The sequence below is a fragment of the Streptomyces sp. NPDC029956 genome, assembly GCF_055574655.1.
Genome location: NZ_JBVHZJ010000011.1, coordinates 1 through 22,070, shown reverse-complemented (window position 1 = coordinate 22,070; position 22,070 = coordinate 1). Strand labels below are relative to the sequence as shown.

Sequence of the window (22,070 nt, the reverse complement as noted above, 5' to 3'; positions counted from 1 at the left end):
CCTCCTCCACCCCACCCTTTCCCGGCCCCAGTTCGGGACGGGGCCGGGTGGGGAAGAATCCCCGCGCAGGGCACGCGCCCCGCACCCGCAGCACCCCCGCACCCGCAGCACCCCCGTATCCCCCCAGCAGTACCCCCCCCCGCAGTCCCCCCACATCCCGAACACCCCCCCCCACAGTCAGGTCCCGGGCCTTGAGCCGGATCCGGGGCCCGAGGGAAGGGCGCCTCCGAGAGGGGGCGCCCTTTGCCGCGACATTGGGCCAGGGCGCACCCCAGGCCTCACGCCCCGTCCAGCTCCGCCACCTCCTCCTCCGTCAGCACCAGCGCCCCCGCCGCCGCCGAGTCCCGTACCGACTCCGGCCGGCTCGCCCCCGGGATCGGCAGGACCGACTCCGAGCGGGAGAGCAGCCACGCCAGTGCCACCCGCTGCGGGCTGACCCCCCGCGCCCGCGCCACCCGGTGGAACGCCCCGAACTCCGGGTCCTCCTCCTGGGCGGATGCGCCGTCCAGGGAGCTGCGGGAGATGCCGCCCAGGGGGCTCCACGGCAGGAAGGCCAGGCCCAGCTCCGCGCAGAGCCGCAGCTCCGCCTCGCTCGTGCGGACCGCCGGTGAGTAGCGGTTCTGCACCGAGACCAGCCGGTCGCCCAGGATCTCCCGGGCGAGCAGGATCTGCTCGGCGTCGACGTTGGAGATCCCGGCCAGCCGGACCGTACCCGCGTCCAGCAACTCCCTCATGGCGCCCAGGGATTCGGCGTACGGGACGGCCGGGTCCGGCTTGTGCAGCTGGTAGAGGCCGATCGGTGCGGAGCCGAGCCGGCGCGCCGACGCCTCCGCCGCCCGCCGCAGGTGTTCGGGCCGGCCGTCGACGGTCCAGCCGCCGTCCGCCGTGCGGCCCCGCCCGCCCTTCGTCGCCACGAGGACGCCGTCCACGCCGCCCCCGTACGAGGCGAGGGCCCGCGCCACGAGCAGTTCGCCCTCGCCGGGCGCGCCGGTCGGCGGGTGGTAGGAGTCGGCGGTGTCGAGCAGGGTCACGCCCGCGTCGAGGGCGGCGTGCACGGTGGCCACGGCCCGCGCCTCGTCCGGGCGGCCCTCGACGGAGAGCGGCATGGTGCCGAGGCCGACGGACCCGACCCGTACGTCGCCCAGCATCCGGAAGCGCGTCACCTCGCGACCCCGCCGATCGTCTCGGCCACGGCGTCCGCGAGCCAGGTCGAGGAATGGGAGAAGGAATAACCGAGGACCACCGCGCGGGAGTTGTCCATTCCGTACGAGCGCGCGAACGAGAACGGCGAGATCTCGCCGACCTCCACCTCGCGGAGAACGGTCCGGCCGCCGATCCGCCTCTCGATCTCGGCACAGATCTCGGCCGTGGTCAGCGGCCCGTGGGAATGGGCGTTCACCGGGCCGGTGAAGTCCGCACCGACCGCCGCCCAGGCGAGAAACGCGGCGATCTCCTCGACGTACACATAGGTGGCGGGGCGGTTCGGGACCGGTACGGCGATCGGCTCGCCCGTCCGGATGCGCCGCGCGTAGTGGTCGAGCCGGCCGGTGAAGTCGTCGGCGCCGCCCAGCACATGGGCCACCCGCACCGACGCCCACGCGAACGGCGGACCGGCGCCGTCGGCGCCCGCGCCCGCGAAGACCGCCTCGGCCTGCCGCTTCCCCTCCCCGTAGTGCGCCTCGCGGAACTCCGGGTCCTCCCAGGCCGCGCCCGTGTCGACGGCGACCGCGGCCAGGTCGAGGGCGTCCTCGGCGACGGGTGCGGACGAGTCCTCGTGCTCGTACACCTCCACCGTCGACGTCATCACGTAGCGCCGGGTGCGCGCCGCGAAGACGCGCCGGGCGATCTCCGCCTGGCGCGGGGTGTAGCAGACCTGGTCCACGACGACGTCGAAGGAACGGCCCGCGAGAACGGATTCCAGGGCCGCCTCGTCGTCGCGGTCGGCGACGAGATGCTCGATTCCCCCGGGCGCCTCCGATGACCCCCGGTTGAGGATCGCGACCCGATGCCCGGATTCCCTGAGCCGCGCGATGAGCCGCTTTCCGAAATACCGGTTCCCACCGATGACCAGAACGTTCGCCATTACCGTCCCACCGTCCCAACTCCCTTGTTCCACACCTCAAGTGTTACGTTCGTCGTTCGCCGCCTGAAGGGGGAGACATGGGAATCCAGGCAGTCGTACCGAAGGAACCACGGCATTCGCGCCCGGCCGCCGAAGAAACCTCGGCGGCCGTTCTCGACGCCGTCGACCGGCAGATCATGGACCTCCTCCAGAGCGACGGCCGCATCAAGCTCAGCGAACTCGGCCGCCGCGTCCGGCTCAGCCCCGCGGCCGTCACCGAGCGGGTCCGCCGCCTGGAGACGAGCGGCGCGATCACCGGCTACGGCGCCCATGTCTCCCCGGCCCGGCTCGGCTACGGCATCCAGGCCTTCATCCGGGTGAACCCGCACGGCGGCTACACCCTGAAGCACCCGCGGACCCTGGAGCTGATCGCGCGCCCCGAGATCCTGGAGGTCCACCACGTGGTCGGCGAGGACTGCTGGATCCTCAAGGTCGCCGTCACCGACACCGTCCACCTCGAGGACGTCCTGGAGCAGACGTCGGCGCTCGGCCGGACCACGACGTCGATCGTGCTCTCGTCCCCGGTGGAACGGAAACCGCTGCTGCCGCCCGCCCGCCCCTGACTCCTTGCCTTGACGTGGGCGTCAGGGCTTACGGTCGTGGACATGCGCATCGGAGAGCTCGCCGAGCGGGCCGGAACGACCACGCGGACTCTGCGCTACTACGAGTCCCGTGGCCTGCTGGCCGCCCGGCGCACGGAGAACGGCTACCGCACGTACGACGAGGACGACCTGCGCCTCCTCCAGCAGATCAGGACCCTGCAGGACTTCGGGTTCGAGCTGGAGGAGACACGGCCGTTCGTCGACTGCCTGCGCGCCGGGCATCCGGCGGGGGACTCCTGTCCCGCGTCGATCGCCGTCTACCGGCGGAAGGTCGCCGAGCTGGACGGGCTGATCGCACAGCTCCAGGCGGTACGCGCCGAGGTGGGCGCGCAGCTGCTGCGGGCCGAGGCGGAGCTGCCGCACGGCCCGGAACCCCGGTGCGAGCTCGGTGCGGAGTGGGACACGGACGCTGCGACGACGGAGGGACGACAAGGATGAGGACGTACGCGGAGGGTGTGGCCGAGGTCACCGACGCGGACTTCGGTACGGAGGTGCTGGCGGCCGGGCTGCCGGTCCTGGTGAAGTTCACCGCGGAGTGGTGCGGGCCGTGCCGGCAGCTGACGCCGGTGCTCGCGGCCATCGCCGCGGAGGAGGCGGAGCGGCTCCGGATCGTCGAGATCGACGTCGACCGGAATCCGGAGACCACGGTGGGGTACGGGGTCCTCGCGACGCCGACCCTCATGGTCTTCCGGGCGGGCGAGCCCGTGAAGTCGATCGTCGGCGCCCGCCCGAAGCGCCGCCTCCTGCAGGACCTGGAGGACGTCCTCGCCTAGGCGGGGCCCGCGGCACCTCGCCAGGGCATAAAGAAATACCCCGACTACAATTGACAGTCGGGGTATTTCATCGCGTATATTGATTGATTCTGCGCCCGGAATCAGCACGGGCGCAGGGAAGTTCAATAAACGCACTGTATCGCGCCGGGAGTCGAATTGTCAACCGAGGAATTTCGGAACGAGCAGCAATTCATCACCGATCTGTACACACGACTCGACGATCTGAGGGACCAGGCCGAGGCCGCCGTCGAGCGGGCCCTGCGTACCCCGGGGGTCGGCGGCAACCAGGGCCGGCTCGAACGCGACGTCATGGTCGCCGAGCAGTCCGGGCTGCTCGCCGCGCTCAACGCGGGGGAGAGCGGGCTCTGTTTCGGCCGGCTCGTCTTCAAGGACGGGCGCGACCACCACATCGGCCGGCTCGGCATCCGCGAGGACGACCCGAACCGCACCCCGCTGGTCGTCGACTGGCGCGCCGAGGTCGCCCGGCCCTTCTACCTCGCCACCGGCTACGAGCCGATGGGGCTCTCCCGCCGCCGGCACATCAGCACCCTCGGCCGGACGGTCACGGCACTCCACGACGAGGTGCTCGACCTCGGCGACGCCACCCGTACCGGGCACGAGAGCCGCGACGCCGACGAAGTGCTGCTCGCCTCGCTCGACGCCGCCCGCACCGGCCGGATGCACGACATCGTGCAGACCATCCAGGCCGAGCAGGACGCCATCATCCGCACCCCGCACCGCGGGGTCCTCGTCGTCGAGGGCGGACCCGGCACCGGCAAGACGGCGGTCGCCCTGCACCGCGCCGCCTACCTGCTCTACGCGCACCGCGAGCAGCTCGCGAAGAGGGCCGTCCTCATCGTCGGTCCCAACCCGGCCTTCCTCGGCTACATCGGCAACGTCCTGCCCTCGCTCGGCGAGACCGGCGTCCTCCTCGCCACCCCCGCCGAGCTGTTCCCCGGCGTCCGCGCCACCGGCACCGACACCCCGCGTGCCGCCGCCGTCAAGGGCTCCGCCGCCATGGCAGGGGCGCTCGCCGCGGCCGTACGGGACCGCCAGCAGGTCCCCGAGCGCGGCGAACCGCTGGTCGTCCCGCACGAGGACGGTGACCTGGTCATCGACTGGGACATGGCCCTCGAGGCCCGCCACAAGGCTCGCGAGACGGCCCTCCCGCACAACCTGGCCCGCCCCTACTTCGTCTTCCGGATCCTCGACGCGCTCGCCGAACAGCTCGCCGACCGGATCGGAGCCGACCCCTACGGCGGCCCCAACTTCCTCGGCCCCGACGACATCGCGCTCCTCGCCAAGGGCATCGCCGGGAACCCCGAGGTGTACGCGGCGATCGACACCCTCTGGCCCGCGCTCACCCCACAGGCCCTCCTCGCCGACTACCTGGCCGAACCCACCCACCTCGACGAGGCCGACGCCCGGGAGATCCGGCGCGGCGACGGGCCCTGGACCCCCGGCGACGTACCGCTCCTCGACGAGGCCGCCGAACTCCTCGGCGAGGACGACTCCGCGGTCCGCGCCGCCGAGGAGGCCGAGCGGCAGAAGCAGATCCAGTACGCGCAGGGCGTCCTCGACGTCTCCTACGCCTCCCGCACGTACGAGTTCGAGGACAAGGAGGAGCACGACAAGGACGCCTCCGAGGTCCTCTCGGCCCACGACATCATCGACGCCGAGCGCTTCGCCGAACGCCATGAGGAGGCCGACCACCGCACGGCAGCCGAACGCGCCGCCGCCGACCGCACCTGGGCCTTCGGGCACATCATCGTCGACGAGGCGCAGGAGCTCTCCGCGATGGCCTGGCGACTCCTCATGCGCCGCAGCCCCACCCGCTCGATGACCCTGGTCGGCGACCCCGCCCAGACCGGCGACCCGGCCGGCGTCGGCGCCTGGGAGCGGATCCTCAACCCGTACGTGGAGGACCGCTGGGAGCTGGTGCGCCTCGGCGTCAACTACCGCACGCCCGCCGAGATCATGGCCGTCGCGGCCGAGGTGCGCCGGGCCGACGACCCGGAGTTCGAGCCGCCGAGCTCGGTACGGTCCACCGGCGTGGAGCCCTGGGACCGGACGGTCGACGACCCGGTGAAGGAGGCCGCCGACGCGGTGGCGACCGAGCTGCGCGAGGAGGGCAGGATCGCCGTGATCGCCCCGCCGGAGCTGCACCCCGGGCTGGTCGCCGCGCTGCCGGAGGCCGCGTACGGCACGGCCCCCGACCTCACCCGGCCGGTGGTGCTGCTCGACCCCCGGCAGGCGAAGGGCCTGGAGTTCGACACCGTGCTGGTCGTCGACCCGGAGGGCATCGTGGCCGGGGCCGTGCACGGGACGAACGACCTGTACGTGGCGCTGACCCGGGCGACCCAGCGGCTCGGGATCATCCGGTCCGCAGCTCGCAGGTGAAGAGCCGCGCGCCGTCCTGGTACCCGGTGACCTCGAACGTCCCGGGTACGTCGGCCGTCCCCTCCGCCCCCGCCGTCCCCGCCGTGCCCTCCGTCCCCGCCGTGCCCTCCGTGCCCTCCGTGCCCTCCGTCCCCGCCGTGCCCTCCGTGCTCGTGGGCTCCACTGCCGTCCCCGCCGTGCTCGTGGGCCGGGCACGGAGCAGGCAGGGGCCGCCGTGGAACTCGGCGTACCGGTCGAAACCGATCCGCAGCGCGGCCGGCAGGCAGGGGCGGGGCCACACGGCCGCGGAGACGGCCTGCCGGGCGGCCTCCAGGAAGAGCATCCCCGGTATGTGATCGTTGGGCCGCTGGAAGAGGGTGGGGTGACCGGTGTCGACCACCAGTTCCCACACCCCCTCCCGGCCGGTGGGGGAGAGGAGGACGTCCTCGCGTCTCGCCCGCCCGGCGAGCGGCGCCGGGGCCCGGTGGGTCCACGGTCCGGGGTGGACGACCCCGGCCTCGACGTGTCCGCCGCGCAGTCTGCGGTAGGCGGCGCCGCCGGTGAACCGGGCGTGGGCGCCGCCGGTCGCCACCGTGCGCGCACCACGCCGTACGGTCCACTCCACCAGCATCCCGGCCAGCCGGTCGCCCCGCAGCACGGCTTCGGCGAACCGGATCTCGATGTCCGGCTCGTCGCCGACGACGGCGAGGCCGGCCGGATCGCAGGTCAGCGAGATCTCGCCCAGCAGGATGTGCCGGGTCAGCGGAAGCCCGTGGGCCGAGTGCAGGAGGGCCATCGCTGCCTGCCGCAACGTCTCGACGACCAGCAGCGGGTCGTGACACCGTTCTTCACCCCGGCGCACCGGGGTGAAGAACGGGTGGTCGGTGGGCCAGGTGGCCCGGACACCGAAGCGGTCCCTCCCGTCGAGCGGTCGCCACTCGACGGGGAAGGTGTCCTCGCTGCGCACGCGATGGCAGAGCTCCGGCGACAGACGCCGCGCGACGGTGTCCTGCATCATTCCCCGCCCCTCTGGACCTGTCGGCCTGATCCGGAGAGCGAAGATATCCGAACAACGGATGAGTTGTCCGAACGTGTGAACCATCAACTGAATGGCCGTCAATTATCGGACAGGTGGCGACCTTTCCTGTCCGACGCGACCCCGACGCGACCCCGTCGCGGCTCAGGCCGGACGCAGCCAGACCGTCGCGAGCGGCGGCAGCGTCATCCGGATGCTGGCCGAACGGCCGTGATGCGGAACCGATTCCGCCTTCACCGGATCCCGCCCCACCACGTCCCCGCCGCCGTACCGGCCGTCGTCGGTGTTCAGCACCTCCGACCAGGCCACCACCGCGTCCGGCACCCCGAGCCGGTAGTCGTGCCGGACGACCGGCGAGAAGTTCGAGACCGCGAGCAGCGGCGAGCCGAAGGCGTCGAAGCGCAGGAACGCGAAGACGTTGTCCTCGGCCGCGTCCCCGACCACCCACTGGAAGCCCTCCGGCGCGGTGTCCCGCTCCCAGAGCGAAGGCGTCGCCTGGTACACCGTGTTCAGGTCCCGGACGAGATCCCGCACGCCCCGGTGGTCCGGCTCCGCCCCGTACGCCGGGTCGAGCAGCCACCAGTCCGGTCCGTGATCCGCCGACCACTCGGCGCCCTGCGCGAACTCCTGCCCCATGTACAGCAGTTGCTTGCCCGGGTGCGCCCACATGAAGCCCAGATAGGCCCGGTGGTTGGCGCGCTGCTGCCACCAGTCGCCCGGCATCTTCGACACCAGCGACCGCTTGCCGTGCACCACCTCGTCGTGGGAGATCGGCAGGATGTAGTTCTCGCTGTACGCGTACACCATCGAGAACGTCATCTCGTGGTGGTGGTACTTGCGGTGCACAGGCTCCTTCTGCACGTACTCCAGCGAGTCGTGCATCCAGCCCATGTTCCACTTCATGCCGAAGCCCAGACCGCCGAAGCCGCCCGGCCCCACCTGGTCCGTCGCCCGCGTCACACCGTCCCAGGCCGTCGACTCCTCCGCGAAGGTCACGATCCCCGGGCAGCGCCGGTACACCGTCGCGTTCATCTCCTGGAGGAAGGCCACCGCGTCCAGGTTCTCCCGGCCGCCGTGCTCGTTCGGGAGCCACTCGCCGTGCTCCCGCGAGTAGTCCAGGTAGAGCATCGACGCCACCGCGTCCACCCGCAGACCGTCGATGTGGAACTCCTGGCACCAGTACACGGCGTTCGCCACCAGGAAGTTCCGCACCTCCTTGCGCCCGTAGTCGAACTCCAGCGTGCCCCAGTCCGGATGGTGCGAACGGCGCGGGTCCTCGTGCTCGTACAGCGGCCGCCCGTCGAACTCCGCCAGCGCCCAGTCGTCCTTCGGGAAGTGCGCCGGCACCCAGTCCATCAGGACCCCGATGCCCGCCCGGTGCAGCGCGTCCACCAGGAACCGGAAGTCGTCGGGAGTGCCCATACGGGCCGTCGGCGCGTAGAAGCCCGTGACCTGGTAGCCCCACGAGCCACCGAAGGGGTGCTCGGTGACCGGCATCAGCTCCACGTGCGTGAAGCCGAGATCGCGGACGTACGCGGGCAGCTGCTCGGCCAGCTGTCGATAGGTCGACCCGGGCCGCCACGACGGCAGATGCACCTCGTAGACGGAGATCGGCGCCTCGTGGGGCGCACGCGCGCCGCGTCGCGCCATCCACTCGGCGTCGTCCCAGCTGTAGTGCGAGGCGGTGACGATCGACGCGGTGTTCGGCGGGCACTCGGTGCGGCGGGCCATCGGGTCCGCGCGGACCGTGTGCGTCCCGTCGGGCCGCGTGATGTCGTACTTGTAGAGCGCGCCCTCTCCGACCCCCGGCACGAACAGCTCCCAGACGCCCGTCGAACCCAGGGAGCGCATCGGCAGCCCCGTGCCGTCCCAGTGCGTGAAGTCGCCGGTGACGCGGACACCGCGGGCGTTCGGCGCCCAGACCGCGAAACGGGTGCCGGCGACTCCGTCGTGGGTCATGGTGTGGGAACCGAGGGCCGTCCACAGCTCCTCGTGCCGGCCCTCGCCGATCAGATGCAGATCGAGATCGCCGAGGGAGGGCAGGAAACGGTACGGGTCGTGGACGGCGAGCTCGTCGGCGTCGGGGCCGTCGTCGTACCGGACGCGCAGCTCGTACGCGGGGACCTTGCGGAGCAGGGGCAGGAGCCCCGAGAAGATCCCGTCGCCCTCGCTCCGGAGCGGGATCCGCCTGCCCTTGGCCAGGACGGTGACCTCCTTCGCCCACGGGCGCAGCACCCGGACCACCACGCCGCCGCGCACCGGATGCGCGCCGAGCACGCCGTGCGGGTCGTGATGCTCCCCGGCGAGCAGGCGCGCCCGGTCACCGGGATCGAGCGGCGGGGCCTGCCGGGGGGCGGGGGGCTTGGTGGCTGTCTTGCCGTTCTTGGTGCTGCTGCGGGCCGACTTGCCTGCGGGGCGGGCGGTCACCGGGATGCCTCCTGGGGGGTACGGGGGGTATGACTGCGCAACGGTGCGGTACGTGAACGGGACACTCGGCCGAACGGGGGTTCCCTCCGTAGGGGGCTGCGTCCAGCGGCCACCCGTCGTGGGCCCGAGTGCCGCCGGGGGGTGCCCGCCGCCACCCCGTTGTGGGCAATCGTTCCTCCCCCAAGGACTTCGTCCAGGGGGACCCCCGAGCGGGACGGTTGCCCACACGGCGGCCGGGCGCGCGGGGTGGGTCTGGGGTGGCCCCCGGGGAGGGTGGGGGCCTTGCGCGCACGCTTTCGGCGCCGGTCGCCCCGCCACGGGGGCGCCCGGGACGTCGCGGGTGTCGGCGGCGCGGTCACTGGGGGGCCGAAAGACGTTCGATCGCGGACATGGGGACCGGGAGCCAGTCCGGCCGGTGCCGGGCCTCGTACACGACCTCGTACACCGCCTTGTCCGTCTCGTAGGCGCGGAGCAGCGCCGGGTCCGTCCGAGGATCCGCGCCGGAGGCCTCCGCGTAACCCGTGCAGAACGCCGCCCGGCTCCGCGCCGCCCAGTCCGCGTTCCACGGCCGGTGCGTGCGGGCCGCGTAGTCGAAGGAGCGGAGCATGCCGGCGACGTCGCGGACGGTGGGCTGCGGGCTGCGCCGCTCGTCGAGCGGCTTCGCGGGTTCGCCCTCGAAGTCGATGACGGCCCAGCCGCCGTCGGACCCCCGCAGTGTCTGCCCGAGGTGCAGGTCGCCGTGGATGCGCTGGACCAACCCGTCGCCGGACGTGCCGCTCGCCGCCTCGAAGACGGCCCGCAGACCGGGGACGAACGGCAGCAGTGCAGGTACCGCCTGCGCCGCGGCGTGCAGTCGGCGGTCCATCGCGGCCGCCAGCTGCTCGGTCTCGGCGCGCCCGAGCCGTCGGGTCGGCAGTGCGTCCGCGAGGGCGAGGTGGACCTCGGCCGTGGCCCGGCCGAGCGCCCGCGCCTCCGCGGTGAAGTCCCGCCCGTCGGCGAGCGCGTCGAGCGCGAGCCGCCATCCGTCGCGGGAGTCCCGGAGGTACGGCTGGAGGACGCCCAGGGTCGCCGCCCCGCTCTCGAACCAGGCGACCGGCGCCGGGACGCGGGTGCAGCCCGCTCCCGCGAGGGCGAGCGGCAGTTCCAGGTCGGGGTTGGCCCCCGGGCTGACCCGGCGGAAGATCTTGAGGATGAACGAATCTCCGTACACCAGGGACGAGTTGGATTGCTCGGCGTCCAGCATGCGGGGGGCCAGGGCGGGCGGGAGCGCCGTCGTGGCGTGGAAGTGCAGGGGACCGGTCCGGCCCGGGGTGCGCAGTCGCTCGTAGAGGAGGCCGGCGAGCCGCGGGTCACGCAGCCCTTCGTACACGGCACGTCCGGCGAGCGGCCCCTGCCGGATCCGTCCGATCAGGGCGGGGGCGAGGCGGGGTGGGAGCTGGGTCCGTACGCCCAGGAGCAGTTGGTAGCAGTCGGCGGGTGTTCCGGCCGGGCGGCCCGGCTGTTCGACCCGTACGAGCAGATGGAGGAGGCCGGGGCCCGCGCCGTCCAGGGGCAGCAGCTCGGTGGCCGCGTCCAGCGTGAATCCGGTGACCCGGCGCCCCTTGCCCGCGAACCAGCGCTGCCGTGGCAGCCATTCGTGGAGCAGGGGGGCGAGGGACGGAAGGAGGGCGTCCGGGGCCCGGGTGGTGGATGCGGTCTCCGGCATGGCATCGCGTCCTTTCCCCGGGGCGCGCAGTTGGCTGTCGTATACGTTCAAATGCGCAGAGTGTCCCGGATGGCGGCTGGGGCTGTCCGGATGTGCGGGACGTGTCGGAGGGGGAAGATCCGTATGGGCCCGGCAAGAAGGCCCGTATGGACCTGAATCGTGCTGTGGAACGTGTGTGGGTCACAGTGCCCAGAGTGGGACGGGAGGAAACCGTCCCACCCCGGACGAATCCGAACTGACCGGCGGTCAGCCCTTCTTGAGACGGAACCAGTAGAAGCCGTGTCCCGCAAGGGTCAGGAGGTAGGGGAGCTGGCCGATGGCCGGGAATGTCACCCCGCCGATCAGTTCCACCGGCTGGGTGCCGTCGAAGCGGCGCAGGTCGAGTTCGGTCGGCTGCGCGAACCGCGAGAAGTTGTTCACGCAGAGGACCAGATCGTCGCCGTCCTCCCTCAGGAAGGCGAGCACCGCCGGGTTGGACGCGGGGAGTTCGGTGTACGTCCCCGTCCCGAACGCCCGGTTCTGCTTGCGGATCTCGATCATCCGCTTCGTCCAGTGCAGCAGCGAGGACGGCGAGGCCATGCCCGCCTCGACGTTGGTCACCTGGTAGCCGTGGACCGGGTCCATGATGGCCGGCAGGTAGAGCCGTCCCGGGTCGCAGGAGGAGAAGCCGGCGTTCCGGTCGGGGGTCCACTGCATCGGGGTGCGGACGCCGTCCCGGTCGCCCAGCCAGATGTTGTCGCCCATGCCGATCTCGTCGCCGTAGTACAGCACCGGCGAGCCGGGCAGCGAGAAGAGCAGTGCGGTGAACAGCTCCATCTGCTTGCGGTCGTTGTCGAGGAGCGGGGCGAGACGGCGCCGGATGCCGATGTTGGCCCGCATGCGCGGGTCCTTGGCGTATTCGGCGTACATGTAGTCCCGCTCTTCGTCCGTGACCATCTCGAGCGTCAGCTCGTCGTGGTTGCGCAGGAAGATGCCCCACTGACAGCCGGAGGGGATCTCCGGGGTCTTCGCCAGGATCTCCGAGACCGGGTAGCGCGACTCGCGCCGTACGGCCATGAAGATCCGCGGCATGACCGGGAAGTGGAAGGCCATGTGGCACTCGTCGCCGCCGGAGCGGAAGTCGCCGAAGTAGTCGACGACGTCCTCCGGCCACTGGTTGGCCTCGGCGAGCAGCACCGTGTCCGGGTAGTGGTCGTCGATCTCCTTGCGGACCCGCTTGAGGAAGGAGTGGGTCGCCGGGAGGTTCTCGCAGTTGGTGCCCTCCTGCTGGTACAGGTACGGCACCGCGTCCAGCCGGAAGCCGTCGATCCCCAGGTCCAGCCAGAACTTCAGGGCGGACAGGATCTCCTCCTGCACCGCCGGGTTCTCGTAGTTGAGGTCGGGCTGGTGCGAGAAGAACCGGTGCCAGTAGTACTGCTTGCGGACCGGGTCGAAGGTCCAGTTCGAGGACTCGGTGTCGACGAAGATGATCCGGGCGTCCGCGTACTGCTTGTCGTCGTCGGCCCAGACGTAGTAGTCGCCGTACGGCCCTTCCGGGTCGCGCCGCGACTCCTGGAACCACTCGTGCTGGTCGCTCGTGTGGTTCATGACGAAGTCGATGACCACGCGCATCCCGCGCTGGTGGGCCGCGTCGACGAACTCGACGAAGTCGGCCAGGTCGCCGAACTCGGGCAGCACCGAGGTGTAGTCGGCGACGTCGTAGCCGCCGTCCCTCAGGGGGGACTTGAAGAACGGCGGCAGCCAGAGGCAGTCCACGCCCAGCCACTGGAGGTAGTCCAGCTTGGACGTGATGCCCTTCAGGTCGCCGACGCCGTCCCCGTTGCTGTCCTGGAAGGACCGGACGAGGACCTCGTAGAAGACGGCCCGCTTGAACCAGTCGGGATCGCGGTCCTTGGCGGGGGTGTCCTCGAAGGTGTCGGGGACGGGCTCGTTGACAGTCATGATGTGGGTGACCCTCCGGTCTGCGGGGACGGTCGCAGGACGAGGACGTGCGCGGGTGTGACACCCGGCTCTAGGCGCACGTAGCTGGTCCTGCCCCAGTGATAGGTCTCGCCGGTGAGCTCGTCGCGCACCGGCACGGTCTCGTGCCAGTCGAGGCCGAGTTCCGGCATGTCCAACGAGAGCGTCGCCTCCTGGGTGTGGTGCGGGTCGAGGTTGACGACCACCAGAACGGTGTTCGAACCCGAACGCTTGCTGTACGCGATCACCTGCGCGTTGTCCGTGTCGTGGAAGGTGATGTTCCGCAGCCGGCGCAGAGCCGGGTGACGGCGCCTGATCCGGTTCAGGTTGGTGATCAGCGGGGTGATCGTCTTCCCGGCCCGCTCCGCCGACTCCCAGTCACGCGGCCGCAGTTGGTACTTCTCCGAGTCCAGGTACTCCTCGCTGCCGTCCCGCAGCGCGGTGCCCTCGCACAGCTCGTACCCGGCGTACATGCCCCACGAGGGCGACAGCGTCGCCGCGAGCACCGCGCGCGCCTCGAACGCCGGCCGGCCGCCCTCCTGGAGGTAGGCGTGCAGGATGTCCGGGGTGTTCACGAAGAAGTTCGGCCGCATCTGAGCCGCCGACTCGCCGGACAGCTCCGTCAGGTACTCCGTGAGCTCCTCCTTGGTGTTCCGCCAGGTGAAGTACGTGTACGACTGCTGGAAGCCGATCGCGCCGAGCGTCCGCATCATCGCCGGCCGGGTGAAGGCCTCCGCCAGGAAGATCACGTCCGGGTCGGCGGCGTTGATCTCGCCGATCACCCGCTCCCAGAACACCACCGGCTTGGTGTGCGGATTGTCGACGCGGAAGATCCGTACCCCGTGGTCCATCCAGTGCCGGAGGATCCGCACGGTCTCCGCGACGATCCCGTCCATGTCGATGTCGAACGCGACGGGATAGATGTCCTGGTACTTCTTCGGCGGGTTCTCGGCGTACGCGATCGAACCGTCCGGACGATGGTGGAACCACTCGGGGTGCTTCTCCACCCACGGGTGGTCCGGGGAGCACTGCAGCGCGAAGTCCAGGGCGATCTCCAGGCGCAGCTCCCGGGCCCGCGCCACGAAGGCGTCGAAGTCCTCGAAGGTCCCCAGGTCCGGGTGGAGCGCGTCGTGGCCGCCCTCCGGCGAGCCGATCGCCCACGGCACGCCGACATCGTTCGGCGCCGCGGAGAGCGAGTTGTTGGGGCCCTTGCGGTGGGTCTCGCCGATGGGGTGCACCGGCGGCAGGTAGACCACGTCGAAGCCCATCGCCGCCACCGCGGGGAGCCGCTCGGCGGCGGTGCGGAAGTTCCCCGGGACGGTACGGCCCTTGACCTTCCGCACGCCCTCCGAGCGCGGGAAGAACTCGTACCAGGAGCCGAACAGGGCGCGCTCCCGCTCCACCTGGAGGGGCAACGCGGGCGAGGACGAAAGGAGTTCGCGCAGCGGATGGCGGTCGAGCGACTCGACGACCCGGGGGTTCAGGGCCGCCGCGAGCCGGACAGCGGCCGGCCGGGAAGCGTCGCGCAGCGCGTCCGCGGCGGCGAGCACGGCCTCCCGGGCGCCGCCCTTCTTCGGGACGCCCTTCGCGGCCCGCTCGTGCAGCTCCGCGCCCTCGGCGAGGACCAGTTCGGAGTCGATCCCGGCCGGGATCTTGATCTTCGCCGTGTGGCGCCAGGTGGCCACCGGGTCGCTCCACGCCTCGACGGTGTACGTCCACAGGCCCTCGGCGTCCGGGGTGACCTCGGCGCCCCACCGGTCGGTGCCCGGGGCGAGTTCGCGCATCGGGGTCCAGGGGCCGGGGCGGCCCGACGGGCCGTGCAGCACGACATTGGCGGCGACCGCGTCGTGGCCCTCGCGGAAGACGGTCGCCGTCACCTCGAAGGACTCTCCGGCCACCGCTTTCGCGGGGCGCCGGCCACAGTCGACCAGCGGGCGTACGTCCAGTACGGGAATGCGTCCCATGAGCGGATTCACAGCATCACCTGACGGGTTACGGGGGTGCGGGTGGTGGTTGTGCGCTCTTTCTAGCTCCGTCGACGGCCGACGGGTTGCGGGCATGGCCGCTCCTGTCCGCGTTCACTCGGATGGGGGGTCCACAGGGATGAACAAGGGTTACGGGGGGAGAGGTTCGAGGGGGTACCGCAGGAGCCTTCCACGGTCTTCGGGTGGGCAATCCAGGCGCTTTGTTAACTACTAGGGCGTAGCAGAAGCGGCAAGCACGGACACCGGACAAAGAAAAGACCCCGCCCTTGTGGGCGGGGTGATGTTTGAGCCCCGTGACTGGGCCGAACGAGGGGCGCGCCCGCCGCGCCCGGCCCCGGCGCACCGGAGACGGACCCGGGCTCAGGAGGGGGACGTGTCCGAGGACCAGACCTGCCAGGGCTGGCGGGCCACCCATTCCTCCACCGGGGGCGGCTCGAGGGCCAGCACCTCCGTCGACACACCGTCGTCGTCCGCCATCAGGAGCGGATCGGCACCGCTTGCCATGAAGTGGTAGATACCGGCCACCCCGGCCGCCGTCTCCGGGCCGAGAAGCCGGGCGAGGCTCCGTTCGAAAGCGGCCGGATCCAGCTCCTCGTACCGCACCGCCCGGCCGAGCCCCCGGCCGAACGCCGCCGCGAGCTCACCGCCCGTCAGGGAGCGCTCGCCGCCGATGTCGAACGTCCGGCCCTCCAGGTCCTCCCGGGTGAGCGCCGCGAGCGCCGCCTCCGCCAGCCCCCGGTGCGACAGCCACGCCGTCCGCGCGGCCGCCGGCAGCGGATACGCGAGCACGCCGTCGTCGACCAGGGCCGGCCCGTTCCACGGCGAGAACAGATTGTCCAGGTACACCGGCGGCCTGATCACCACCAGCGGCACCCCGCTGTCGCGCAGCACCCGCTCCGCCAGCCGGCGCGTCTCGAAGGCGGGCACGTCCGTCGGCCCCAGCGGGATCCGGGTGTTGGCATTGAAGACCAGCCGCTCCGTGCCCGCCTCCAGGGCCGCCTGCGCCACGTTCCGCGCGTACGCCTCCACCCGCTCGCTCCCGTACACCAGCGGCATCGTCATGAACGCGTGCGTCGTCCCCTCGAAGAGCCGCCGCACGTCGTCCGGCCGCCCCAGATCGCCGGCGAGGAAGAAGGCCCCGGGCAGCGGCGGCCGGTCCGCCGACGGCCGCCGCGTCAGGGTGCGCACCCGATGGCGCCGCTCGGCGAGAAGACGGGCCACCGCACCCCCCTGGAACCCCGTCGCGCCCACGACCGCCACCTGTATCGGATTCTCACTGGACATGTGTGTCTGAGGCCCTTCGATAGACTTTCCCGGCTGTGGTGTCGGCGTCCTTCCAGGCTCGCCGCCACGGCTTCGGCCGTTCAATTAACAAACCGGGGCGGAAGTTGAAGGATCGTCCATGGCAATCGTGGGAACCGACCGTCACGCACAGCAGTCCGAGCAGGAAGAGCAGGACGACCTGCTGAGCGAACTGCTCAAACCCCTCCGGCTCACCGGAGTGTTCGACAGCCGCTGGCACGTCCGCGCCCCCTGGGCCATCGAGGGCGACGTCGAACGCAGCTGCGCCGTCCTCCACTACGTCGTCGAAGGCGACTGCTGGATCACCACCGAGGCCGAGGCCCCGGTCGAACTGCACGCCGGCGACCTCGCCGTCTTCCCGACCGGCACCGCGCACCGCCTCTCCGACCGGCCCGAACGCCGGAGCCTCCCGCTCAAGGCCGTCCTGCCCGAGCGGCATCCCGGAGCCTCCGGGGAGCTCGTCATCGAGGGCAGCGGCCCCGAGAGCCGGCTGCTCTGCGCCGGGCTGCACTACGACGCCGGCGCCGCCACCGGCCTCTACACCTCGCTGCCCTGGGCACTCGTCCTCGACGGACCGCAGGTCGACCGCGAGCCGCTGCTCCGCGACACGCTGCGGCTGCTCGCCGCCCCCGACCGCCCCGCCGGCCCCGGCGACCGGCTCATCACCCTGCGCGCCTTCGAGATGGCCCTGGTCCTGGCACTCCGGCCGCTGCTCCGCGAACTCGCCGGGAACCCGGCCTCGCTGCCGCTGCTCCGGCACCCCGGGATCAGCCGGGCGGTCGTCATGATGGCCACCCGGTTCGCCGAACCCTGGACCATCGACTCCCTCGCCCGGGAGGTCGGCATGTCCCGCTCCGCCTTCACCGCCTCCTTCCGCGACCTGGTCGGCGAGTCACCGGCCCGGCACCTCTCCGCCCGCCGCATGCAGGAGGCGGGCCGACTCCTCACCGAGACCTCCCTCCCGCAGTCGGCGGTGCCCGCCCGCGTCGGCTACCAGAGCGCCGTCGGCTTCCACCTCGCCTTCCGCAAGTGGTTCGGGGTGACCCCGGGGGAGTACCGCGCGGGAGCCGACCGGGCGGCCTGAAGGGCGGCGAACCGACCGTCCGCCGACCGTCGGACGGTCGGCGGACGGCCGTCCAGGCGGTGCCCGCCGGGCGTCCGCGCCGCCTCCGACCCCCCGACCTGACATCTTCGGGAGTCCCTGGCCGGTTCTTAAGGACCCCTGGACGGACGCTCATTGTCCGGGCGGAGAGTCCCGGACAGGCTCGGGACCGGCAGTGCCGTGACACCCGAGGAGAGGCGACAGACCTTCCGCGCCCGGCACCTCGGCATCGCCCGCACGCCTACGGCGAGGAGACACGGCTGTACGAGGAGCACAGCGGCGGGGCCCCGGTCGCGCCGCTGTGCTCGATCCTGGATCCGACCAGGGAGAACGAGACCATGGTGCGCCGCGCGACCGTGCGGCGCCGTCCCGCAGCGGCCCCCGTCGGGCCGTCGGCCGCGTAGCGGCGCCGAAGGAGAAGTCGTCATGTCCCCCCACACCCCCTCCGTGTTCCCCCCGGTCCGGCGCCGCCGTCCGGCGCCCGATTACCGGCAGAGCCCGCACATCGTGATCGCCGGCGGCGGCATCGCCGGCCTCACCGCGGCCCTCTCCCTGCACGCCGCCGGCTTCGAGCGGGTGACGGTCGTGGAGGCGGCGCCCGCGATCCGCCCGGCCGGCGCCGGGCTCGACCTGATGCCGGACGCCGTCCGCGAACTGGACGCGCTCGGCCTGCTCGACGCCCTGGAGGCGGGAGCCCTGCGCACCCGCGAACTGCGCTCCTACCACCGCTCCGGCGGGCTGATATCCCGGGAGCCGCGCGGCCTCGGCGCGGGCTACCTCTGGCCACAGCTGTCGGTCCACCGTGGACACCTCCAGCAGGTCCTCGCCGGCGCCGTACGGGCCAGGCTCGGCCCCGCCGCCCTGGTCACCGGGGTCCGGGTGAGCGGCGTGGAGCCGACACCGGGCGGGCGGCCCCGGCTGCTCCTCGAACACCGGGAGGGCGCCGTGCACGGCCGTGCCTCCCTCGAACCGGACGTGCTCGTCGGCGCGGACGGCATCCGTTCGACGGTGCGGGCGGCGCTGCACCCGGGGGAGGGCGATCCGCCGCGGAACGGCACGCTGATGTGGCGGGGGGTGTCCCGGATGCCCGCGAGGGCGGTGGGCTCGTTCATGCTCATCGCCGGCGACGACCGGCAGAAGGCCGTCGTCCATCCGATGGGCCGGCCGACCGGGCCCGACCGGGAGGTCCTGGTGAACTGGGCGCTGACCCGCCCGGCCGAGCACACCTGCGGGTCCGGGACCGGCCCGGGGGAGGAGCGGCTCCCCGGCGGCTGGAACCGGTCCGTCCCCGTCGACTCGTTCCTCCCGTTCTACGCGGGCTGGGAGTTCGACGGCGTCGACGTCCCCGACGTCCTGCGCGCCGCCGACTCCGCATACGAGTGCCCGATGGTCGACCGTGAGCCGCTCGACCGGTGGACCCACGGCCGCACCACCCTCATCGGCGACGCCGCCCACGCCTCGCACCCGATCGGCTCCGACGGGGCGACCCGGTCGATCGTGGACGCCCGCGCACTCGCCCACGCCCTCGCCCGGCACGCCGACCCCGCGGAAGGCCTCGCCGCCTACGAGCGGGACCGCCGCCCCGTCGCCACCGCGCTCCGGCGGGCCCACCGCGAACGGGGACCCGAGGTCGTCATCGACCTCGCGCACGCGCGCGCCCCGCACGGCTTCACCGACATCCACGACGTCATCCCCGCCGAGGAACTCGCCGCCTTCGCCGGCCGGTACGCCGCCGACACCGCCTGCGACCCGGTGACCGTGAACCAGGGCTCCCCGTACGAGGTCCGCCTCCCGGTCAACGGCTGACACGCGCCCCACCGCTCCCGTGCGCCGTCGCACGGCGGGAGCGGTGTGCCCTAACGTCTGGGCGGAACGACGGACGCACAGCGTGGTGCGTCCACTCCGCTCCGTACTCGCCTGCGAAGGTGGAACGCGTGAAGGCAATCCGTCGATTCACCGTGCGTCCCGTCCTCCCCGACACCCTTCGACCCCTCGCCGACCTCGCGCACAACCTGCGCTGGTCCTGGCACGAACCCACCCGTGCCCTCTTCGCATCCCTCGAACCCCGCGGCCCGGCCACGCCGTCGGGCGGCACCGACCCCGTCCGGATCCTCGGCGCGCTCGAAGCCCCCCGGCTCGCCGCGCTCGCCGCCGACCAGGACTTCCTGGCCCGGCTCCGCGCCGCCGCCGAGGACCTCGACAGCTATCTCCACGCCCCCCGCTGGTACCAGCAGGCCACCGGGCGAACAGCCGACGCGCCCGCCGCCCTCGCCTACTTCTCGCCCGAGTTCGGCGTCACCGCCGCCCTGCCCCAGTACTCCGGCGGCCTCGGCATCCTCGCCGGCGACCACCTCAAGTCCGCCAGCGACCTCGGCGTCCCGCTCATCGGCGTCGGACTGCTCTACCGTCACGGCTACTTCCGCCAGTCCCTCGGCCGGGACGGCTGGCAGCAGGAGCAGTACCCCGTCCTCGACCCCGGCGAACTGCCGGTCACCCTGCTCCGGGAGGCCGACGGCGCCCCCGCCCGGATCACCCTCGCCCTGCCCGGCGGCCGCAGTCTGCACGCCCACCTCTGGATCGCGCAGGTCGGCCGCGTCCCCCTCCTCATGCTCGACTCCGACGTCGAGGAGAACGCCCCCGGCGAACGGAGCGTCACCGACCGGCTGTACGGCGGCGGCAGCGAGCACCGGCTCCTCCAGGAGATGCTGCTCGGCATCGGCGGCGTCCGCGCCGTCCGTACGTACACCCGGCTCACCGGGACCCCCGCGCCCGAGGTCTTCCACACCAACGAGGGCCACGCCGGCTTCCTCGGCCTCGAACGCATCCGCGAACTCCAGGGCGAGGGACTCGACTTCGACAGCGCCCTGGAGACCGTGCGCGCCGGGACCGTGTTCACCACCCACACGCCCGTCCCGGCCGGCATCGACCGCTTCGACCGCACCCTGGTCGCCCGCCACCTCGGCGAGGACGGCGCGCTCCCCGGCGTCGACACCGGGAAGGTCCTCGCGCTCGGCGACGAGACCCCGCTGGGCGGCGAACCCGGCGTCTTCAACATGGCCGCCATGGGCCTGCGCCTCGCCCAGCGCGCCAACGGCGTCTCCACCCTCCACGGAGCCGTCAGCCGGGCCATGTTCGCCGGGCTCTGGCCGGGCTTCGACGCCGACGAGGTGCCGATCACCTCCATCACCAACGGCGTCCACGCCCCCACCTGGGTCGCCCCCGAGGTCGGCCGGCTCGGCCCCGACCCCGCCGACCGCGAGCTGTGGGAACTCCGCCGCACCCTGCGCGAACGACTCGTGACCGACGTACGGGAGAGGCTGCGGGCGTCCTGGCGACAGCGCGGAGCGGCAGCCGCCGAACTCGGCTGGACCGACTCCGTCCTCGACCCCGACGTCCTCACCATCGGCTTCGCCCGCCGGGTCCCCTCGTACAAGCGGCTCACCCTCATGCTGCGGGACAAGGACCGGCTGCGGGCGCTGCTGCTGCACCCCGAGCGGCCGGTGCAGCTCGTCGTCGCGGGCAAGGCCCACCCCGCCGACGACGGCGGGAAGCGGCTCGTGCAGGAACTCGTCCGGTTCGCCGACGACCCCCGGGTCCGGCACCGGATCGTCTTCCTGCCCGACTACGGCATGGCGATGGCCCGCGGCCTCTACCCCGGCTGCGACGTCTGGCTCAACAACCCCCTCCGCCCCCTGGAGGCCTGCGGCACCAGTGGCATGAAGGCCGCGCTCAACGGCTGTCTCAACCTCTCCGTCCTCGACGGCTGGTGGGACGAGTGGTTCGAGCCGGACTTCGGCTGGGCCATCCCCACCGCCGACGGCGCCGCCGCCGCGGACGAGGACCGCCGCGACGACCTGGAGGCCGCCGCCCTCTACGAACTGATCGAACGCCGGGTCGCCCCCCGCTTCTACGACCGGGGCCCCGACGGCGTTCCGGCCGGCTGGACGGCGATGGTCCGCCGCACCCTCACCGACCTCGGACCGAAGGTGCTCGCCGACCGCATGGTCCGCGAGTACGTCGAGCGGCTGTACGTCCCCGCCGCCGCCGCCCGCCGGGCGCTCACCCCGGACCGGGCGCGGGACCTCGCCGCCTGGAAGGCCCGGGTCCGGGAGGCCTGGCCCAAGGTGACCGTCGACCGCGTCGAGGTCGGCGACGACCTCGCGGACGACCTCGCCGACGCGGAGCTCGGCGCGACACCCGTCGTCCGGGTCCGGGTCGCCCTCGGCGCCCTCGCCCCCGACGACGTCGAGGTGCAGGCCGTCACCGGCCGGGTCGACGCCGACGACACCCTCGCCGACACCCGTACCGTCCCGCTGAAGCCGGCGGGCGGCCCGGACCTGGAGGGCCGGCAGTCGTACGCGGGCACCCTGGCACTCGACCGCACCGGCTCCTTCGGCTGCACGGTCCGCGTCCGTCCCTCCCATCCGCTCCTCGCCCACCCGGCGGAACTGGGCCTGGTGACCCTGCCCGAGGAGACGACGGGAGAGGGAGCGGGGGTGCTGCTCCGGTAGGGCATGACCGCGCCCCGCCCCGGGTCGCTTCGTCCCGGGGCGGGGCGGCCTGCCTAGGCCCTGTCGTCGAACCCCCCCCCCCCCCCCCCCCGGGAGCGCCCCAGGGTCCCCACAAAGAAAAATACCCCCTTACCCGAGAGTTTTTTTCGAGCTGGGGGCGTGTGGGC

15 protein-coding genes are annotated in these 22,070 nt (G+C 72.5%); 7 read left to right on the top strand and 8 right to left on the bottom strand.

Going from position 1 to position 22,070, the window contains the following annotated elements:
- Positions 1 to 278 precede the first annotated feature (278 nt).
- Positions 279 to 1,148 carry an aldo/keto reductase gene (locus tag ACZ4XX_RS11330; RefSeq protein ID WP_468507806.1) on the bottom strand — a complete coding sequence of 290 codons (870 nt, stop codon included), beginning with the start codon at positions 1,146 to 1,148 and terminating at the stop codon, positions 279 to 281.
- Positions 1,149 to 1,159: 11 nt separating this feature from the next.
- Positions 1,160 to 2,083: an NAD-dependent epimerase/dehydratase family protein gene (locus ACZ4XX_RS11325; protein WP_468507697.1), complete on the bottom strand. Its 924-nt coding sequence runs from the start codon at positions 2,081 to 2,083 to the stop codon at positions 1,160 to 1,162.
- 77 nt (positions 2,084 to 2,160) lie between these two features.
- On the opposite strand from ACZ4XX_RS11325, the gene ACZ4XX_RS11320 reads away from it, so the two are divergent.
- The 4 genes from ACZ4XX_RS11320 (at position 2,161) to ACZ4XX_RS11305 (ending at position 5,897) form a co-directional block, all read left to right on the top strand.
- Positions 2,161 to 2,685 (top strand): Lrp/AsnC family transcriptional regulator, encoded by a 525-nt coding sequence (locus tag ACZ4XX_RS11320; protein ID WP_468507696.1) that lies wholly within the window; start codon positions 2,161 to 2,163, stop codon positions 2,683 to 2,685.
- A 42-nt stretch (positions 2,686 to 2,727) separates the two neighbouring features.
- Complete coding sequence (locus ACZ4XX_RS11315; RefSeq protein WP_468507695.1) at positions 2,728 to 3,162, top strand: MerR family transcriptional regulator; 435 nt, start codon at positions 2,728 to 2,730, stop codon at positions 3,160 to 3,162.
- Positions 3,159 to 3,497, top strand: a complete 339-nt coding sequence (locus tag ACZ4XX_RS11310; protein WP_468507694.1) for a thioredoxin family protein — start codon at positions 3,159 to 3,161, stop codon at positions 3,495 to 3,497. The genes ACZ4XX_RS11315 and ACZ4XX_RS11310 overlap by 4 nt, the downstream gene beginning before the upstream one ends.
- Positions 3,498 to 3,653: 156 nt before the next feature.
- Positions 3,654 to 5,897 (top strand): HelD family protein, encoded by a 2,244-nt coding sequence (locus ACZ4XX_RS11305; RefSeq protein ID WP_468507693.1) that lies wholly within the window; start codon positions 3,654 to 3,656, stop codon positions 5,895 to 5,897.
- On the opposite strand, the gene ACZ4XX_RS11300 is transcribed toward ACZ4XX_RS11305, so the two are convergent.
- The 6 genes from ACZ4XX_RS11300 to ACZ4XX_RS11275 all read right to left on the bottom strand — a co-directional run bounded on the left by ACZ4XX_RS11300 (position 5,872) and on the right by ACZ4XX_RS11275 (position 16,272).
- A complete protein-coding gene (locus tag ACZ4XX_RS11300; protein WP_468507692.1) occupies positions 5,872 to 6,894 on the bottom strand; it encodes a ScbA/BarX family gamma-butyrolactone biosynthesis protein in 1,023 nt (340 codons plus the stop codon). The two genes, ACZ4XX_RS11305 and ACZ4XX_RS11300, sit on opposite strands and share 26 nt — an antisense overlap.
- Positions 6,895 to 7,056: 162 nt before the next feature.
- The gene (gene glgB, locus ACZ4XX_RS11295; protein ID WP_468507691.1) at positions 7,057 to 9,339 is read right to left on the bottom strand and encodes a 1,4-alpha-glucan branching enzyme; all 2,283 of its coding nucleotides are present in this window, start codon (positions 9,337 to 9,339) and stop codon (positions 7,057 to 7,059) included.
- Between the two features lie 355 nt (positions 9,340 to 9,694).
- Positions 9,695 to 11,044: a maltokinase N-terminal cap-like domain-containing protein gene (locus tag ACZ4XX_RS11290; RefSeq protein WP_468507690.1), complete on the bottom strand. Its 1,350-nt coding sequence runs from the start codon at positions 11,042 to 11,044 to the stop codon at positions 9,695 to 9,697.
- Positions 11,045 to 11,290: 246 nt separating this feature from the next.
- A complete protein-coding gene (treS, locus tag ACZ4XX_RS11285) occupies positions 11,291 to 12,985 on the bottom strand; it encodes a maltose alpha-D-glucosyltransferase (RefSeq protein ID WP_468507689.1) in 1,695 nt (564 codons plus the stop codon).
- Entirely contained in the window at positions 12,982 to 14,967 is a 1,986-nt protein-coding gene (locus ACZ4XX_RS11280; RefSeq protein WP_468507688.1) for an alpha-1,4-glucan--maltose-1-phosphate maltosyltransferase, read from the bottom strand. Before ACZ4XX_RS11280 ends, treS begins: the two co-directional genes overlap by 4 nt.
- A 381-nt stretch (positions 14,968 to 15,348) precedes the next feature.
- Positions 15,349 to 16,272: an SDR family oxidoreductase gene (locus ACZ4XX_RS11275; protein ID WP_468507687.1), complete on the bottom strand. Its 924-nt coding sequence runs from the start codon at positions 16,270 to 16,272 to the stop codon at positions 15,349 to 15,351.
- A 118-nt stretch (positions 16,273 to 16,390) separates the two neighbouring features.
- Between ACZ4XX_RS11275 and ACZ4XX_RS11270 the strand changes: the two genes are divergently transcribed.
- From ACZ4XX_RS11270 to glgP, 3 genes are all read left to right on the top strand, one after another.
- Positions 16,391 to 17,374: an AraC family transcriptional regulator gene (locus ACZ4XX_RS11270; RefSeq protein ID WP_468507686.1), complete on the top strand. Its 984-nt coding sequence runs from the start codon at positions 16,391 to 16,393 to the stop codon at positions 17,372 to 17,374.
- Positions 17,375 to 17,818: 444 nt separating this feature from the next.
- Positions 17,819 to 19,198: an FAD-dependent monooxygenase gene (locus ACZ4XX_RS11265; RefSeq protein WP_468507685.1), complete on the top strand. Its 1,380-nt coding sequence runs from the start codon at positions 17,819 to 17,821 to the stop codon at positions 19,196 to 19,198.
- Between the two features lie 128 nt (positions 19,199 to 19,326).
- Positions 19,327 to 21,903, top strand: coding sequence for an alpha-glucan family phosphorylase (gene glgP, locus ACZ4XX_RS11260; RefSeq protein ID WP_468507684.1), 2,577 nt, complete (start codon positions 19,327 to 19,329; stop codon positions 21,901 to 21,903).
- Positions 21,904 to 22,070 lie beyond the last annotated feature (167 nt).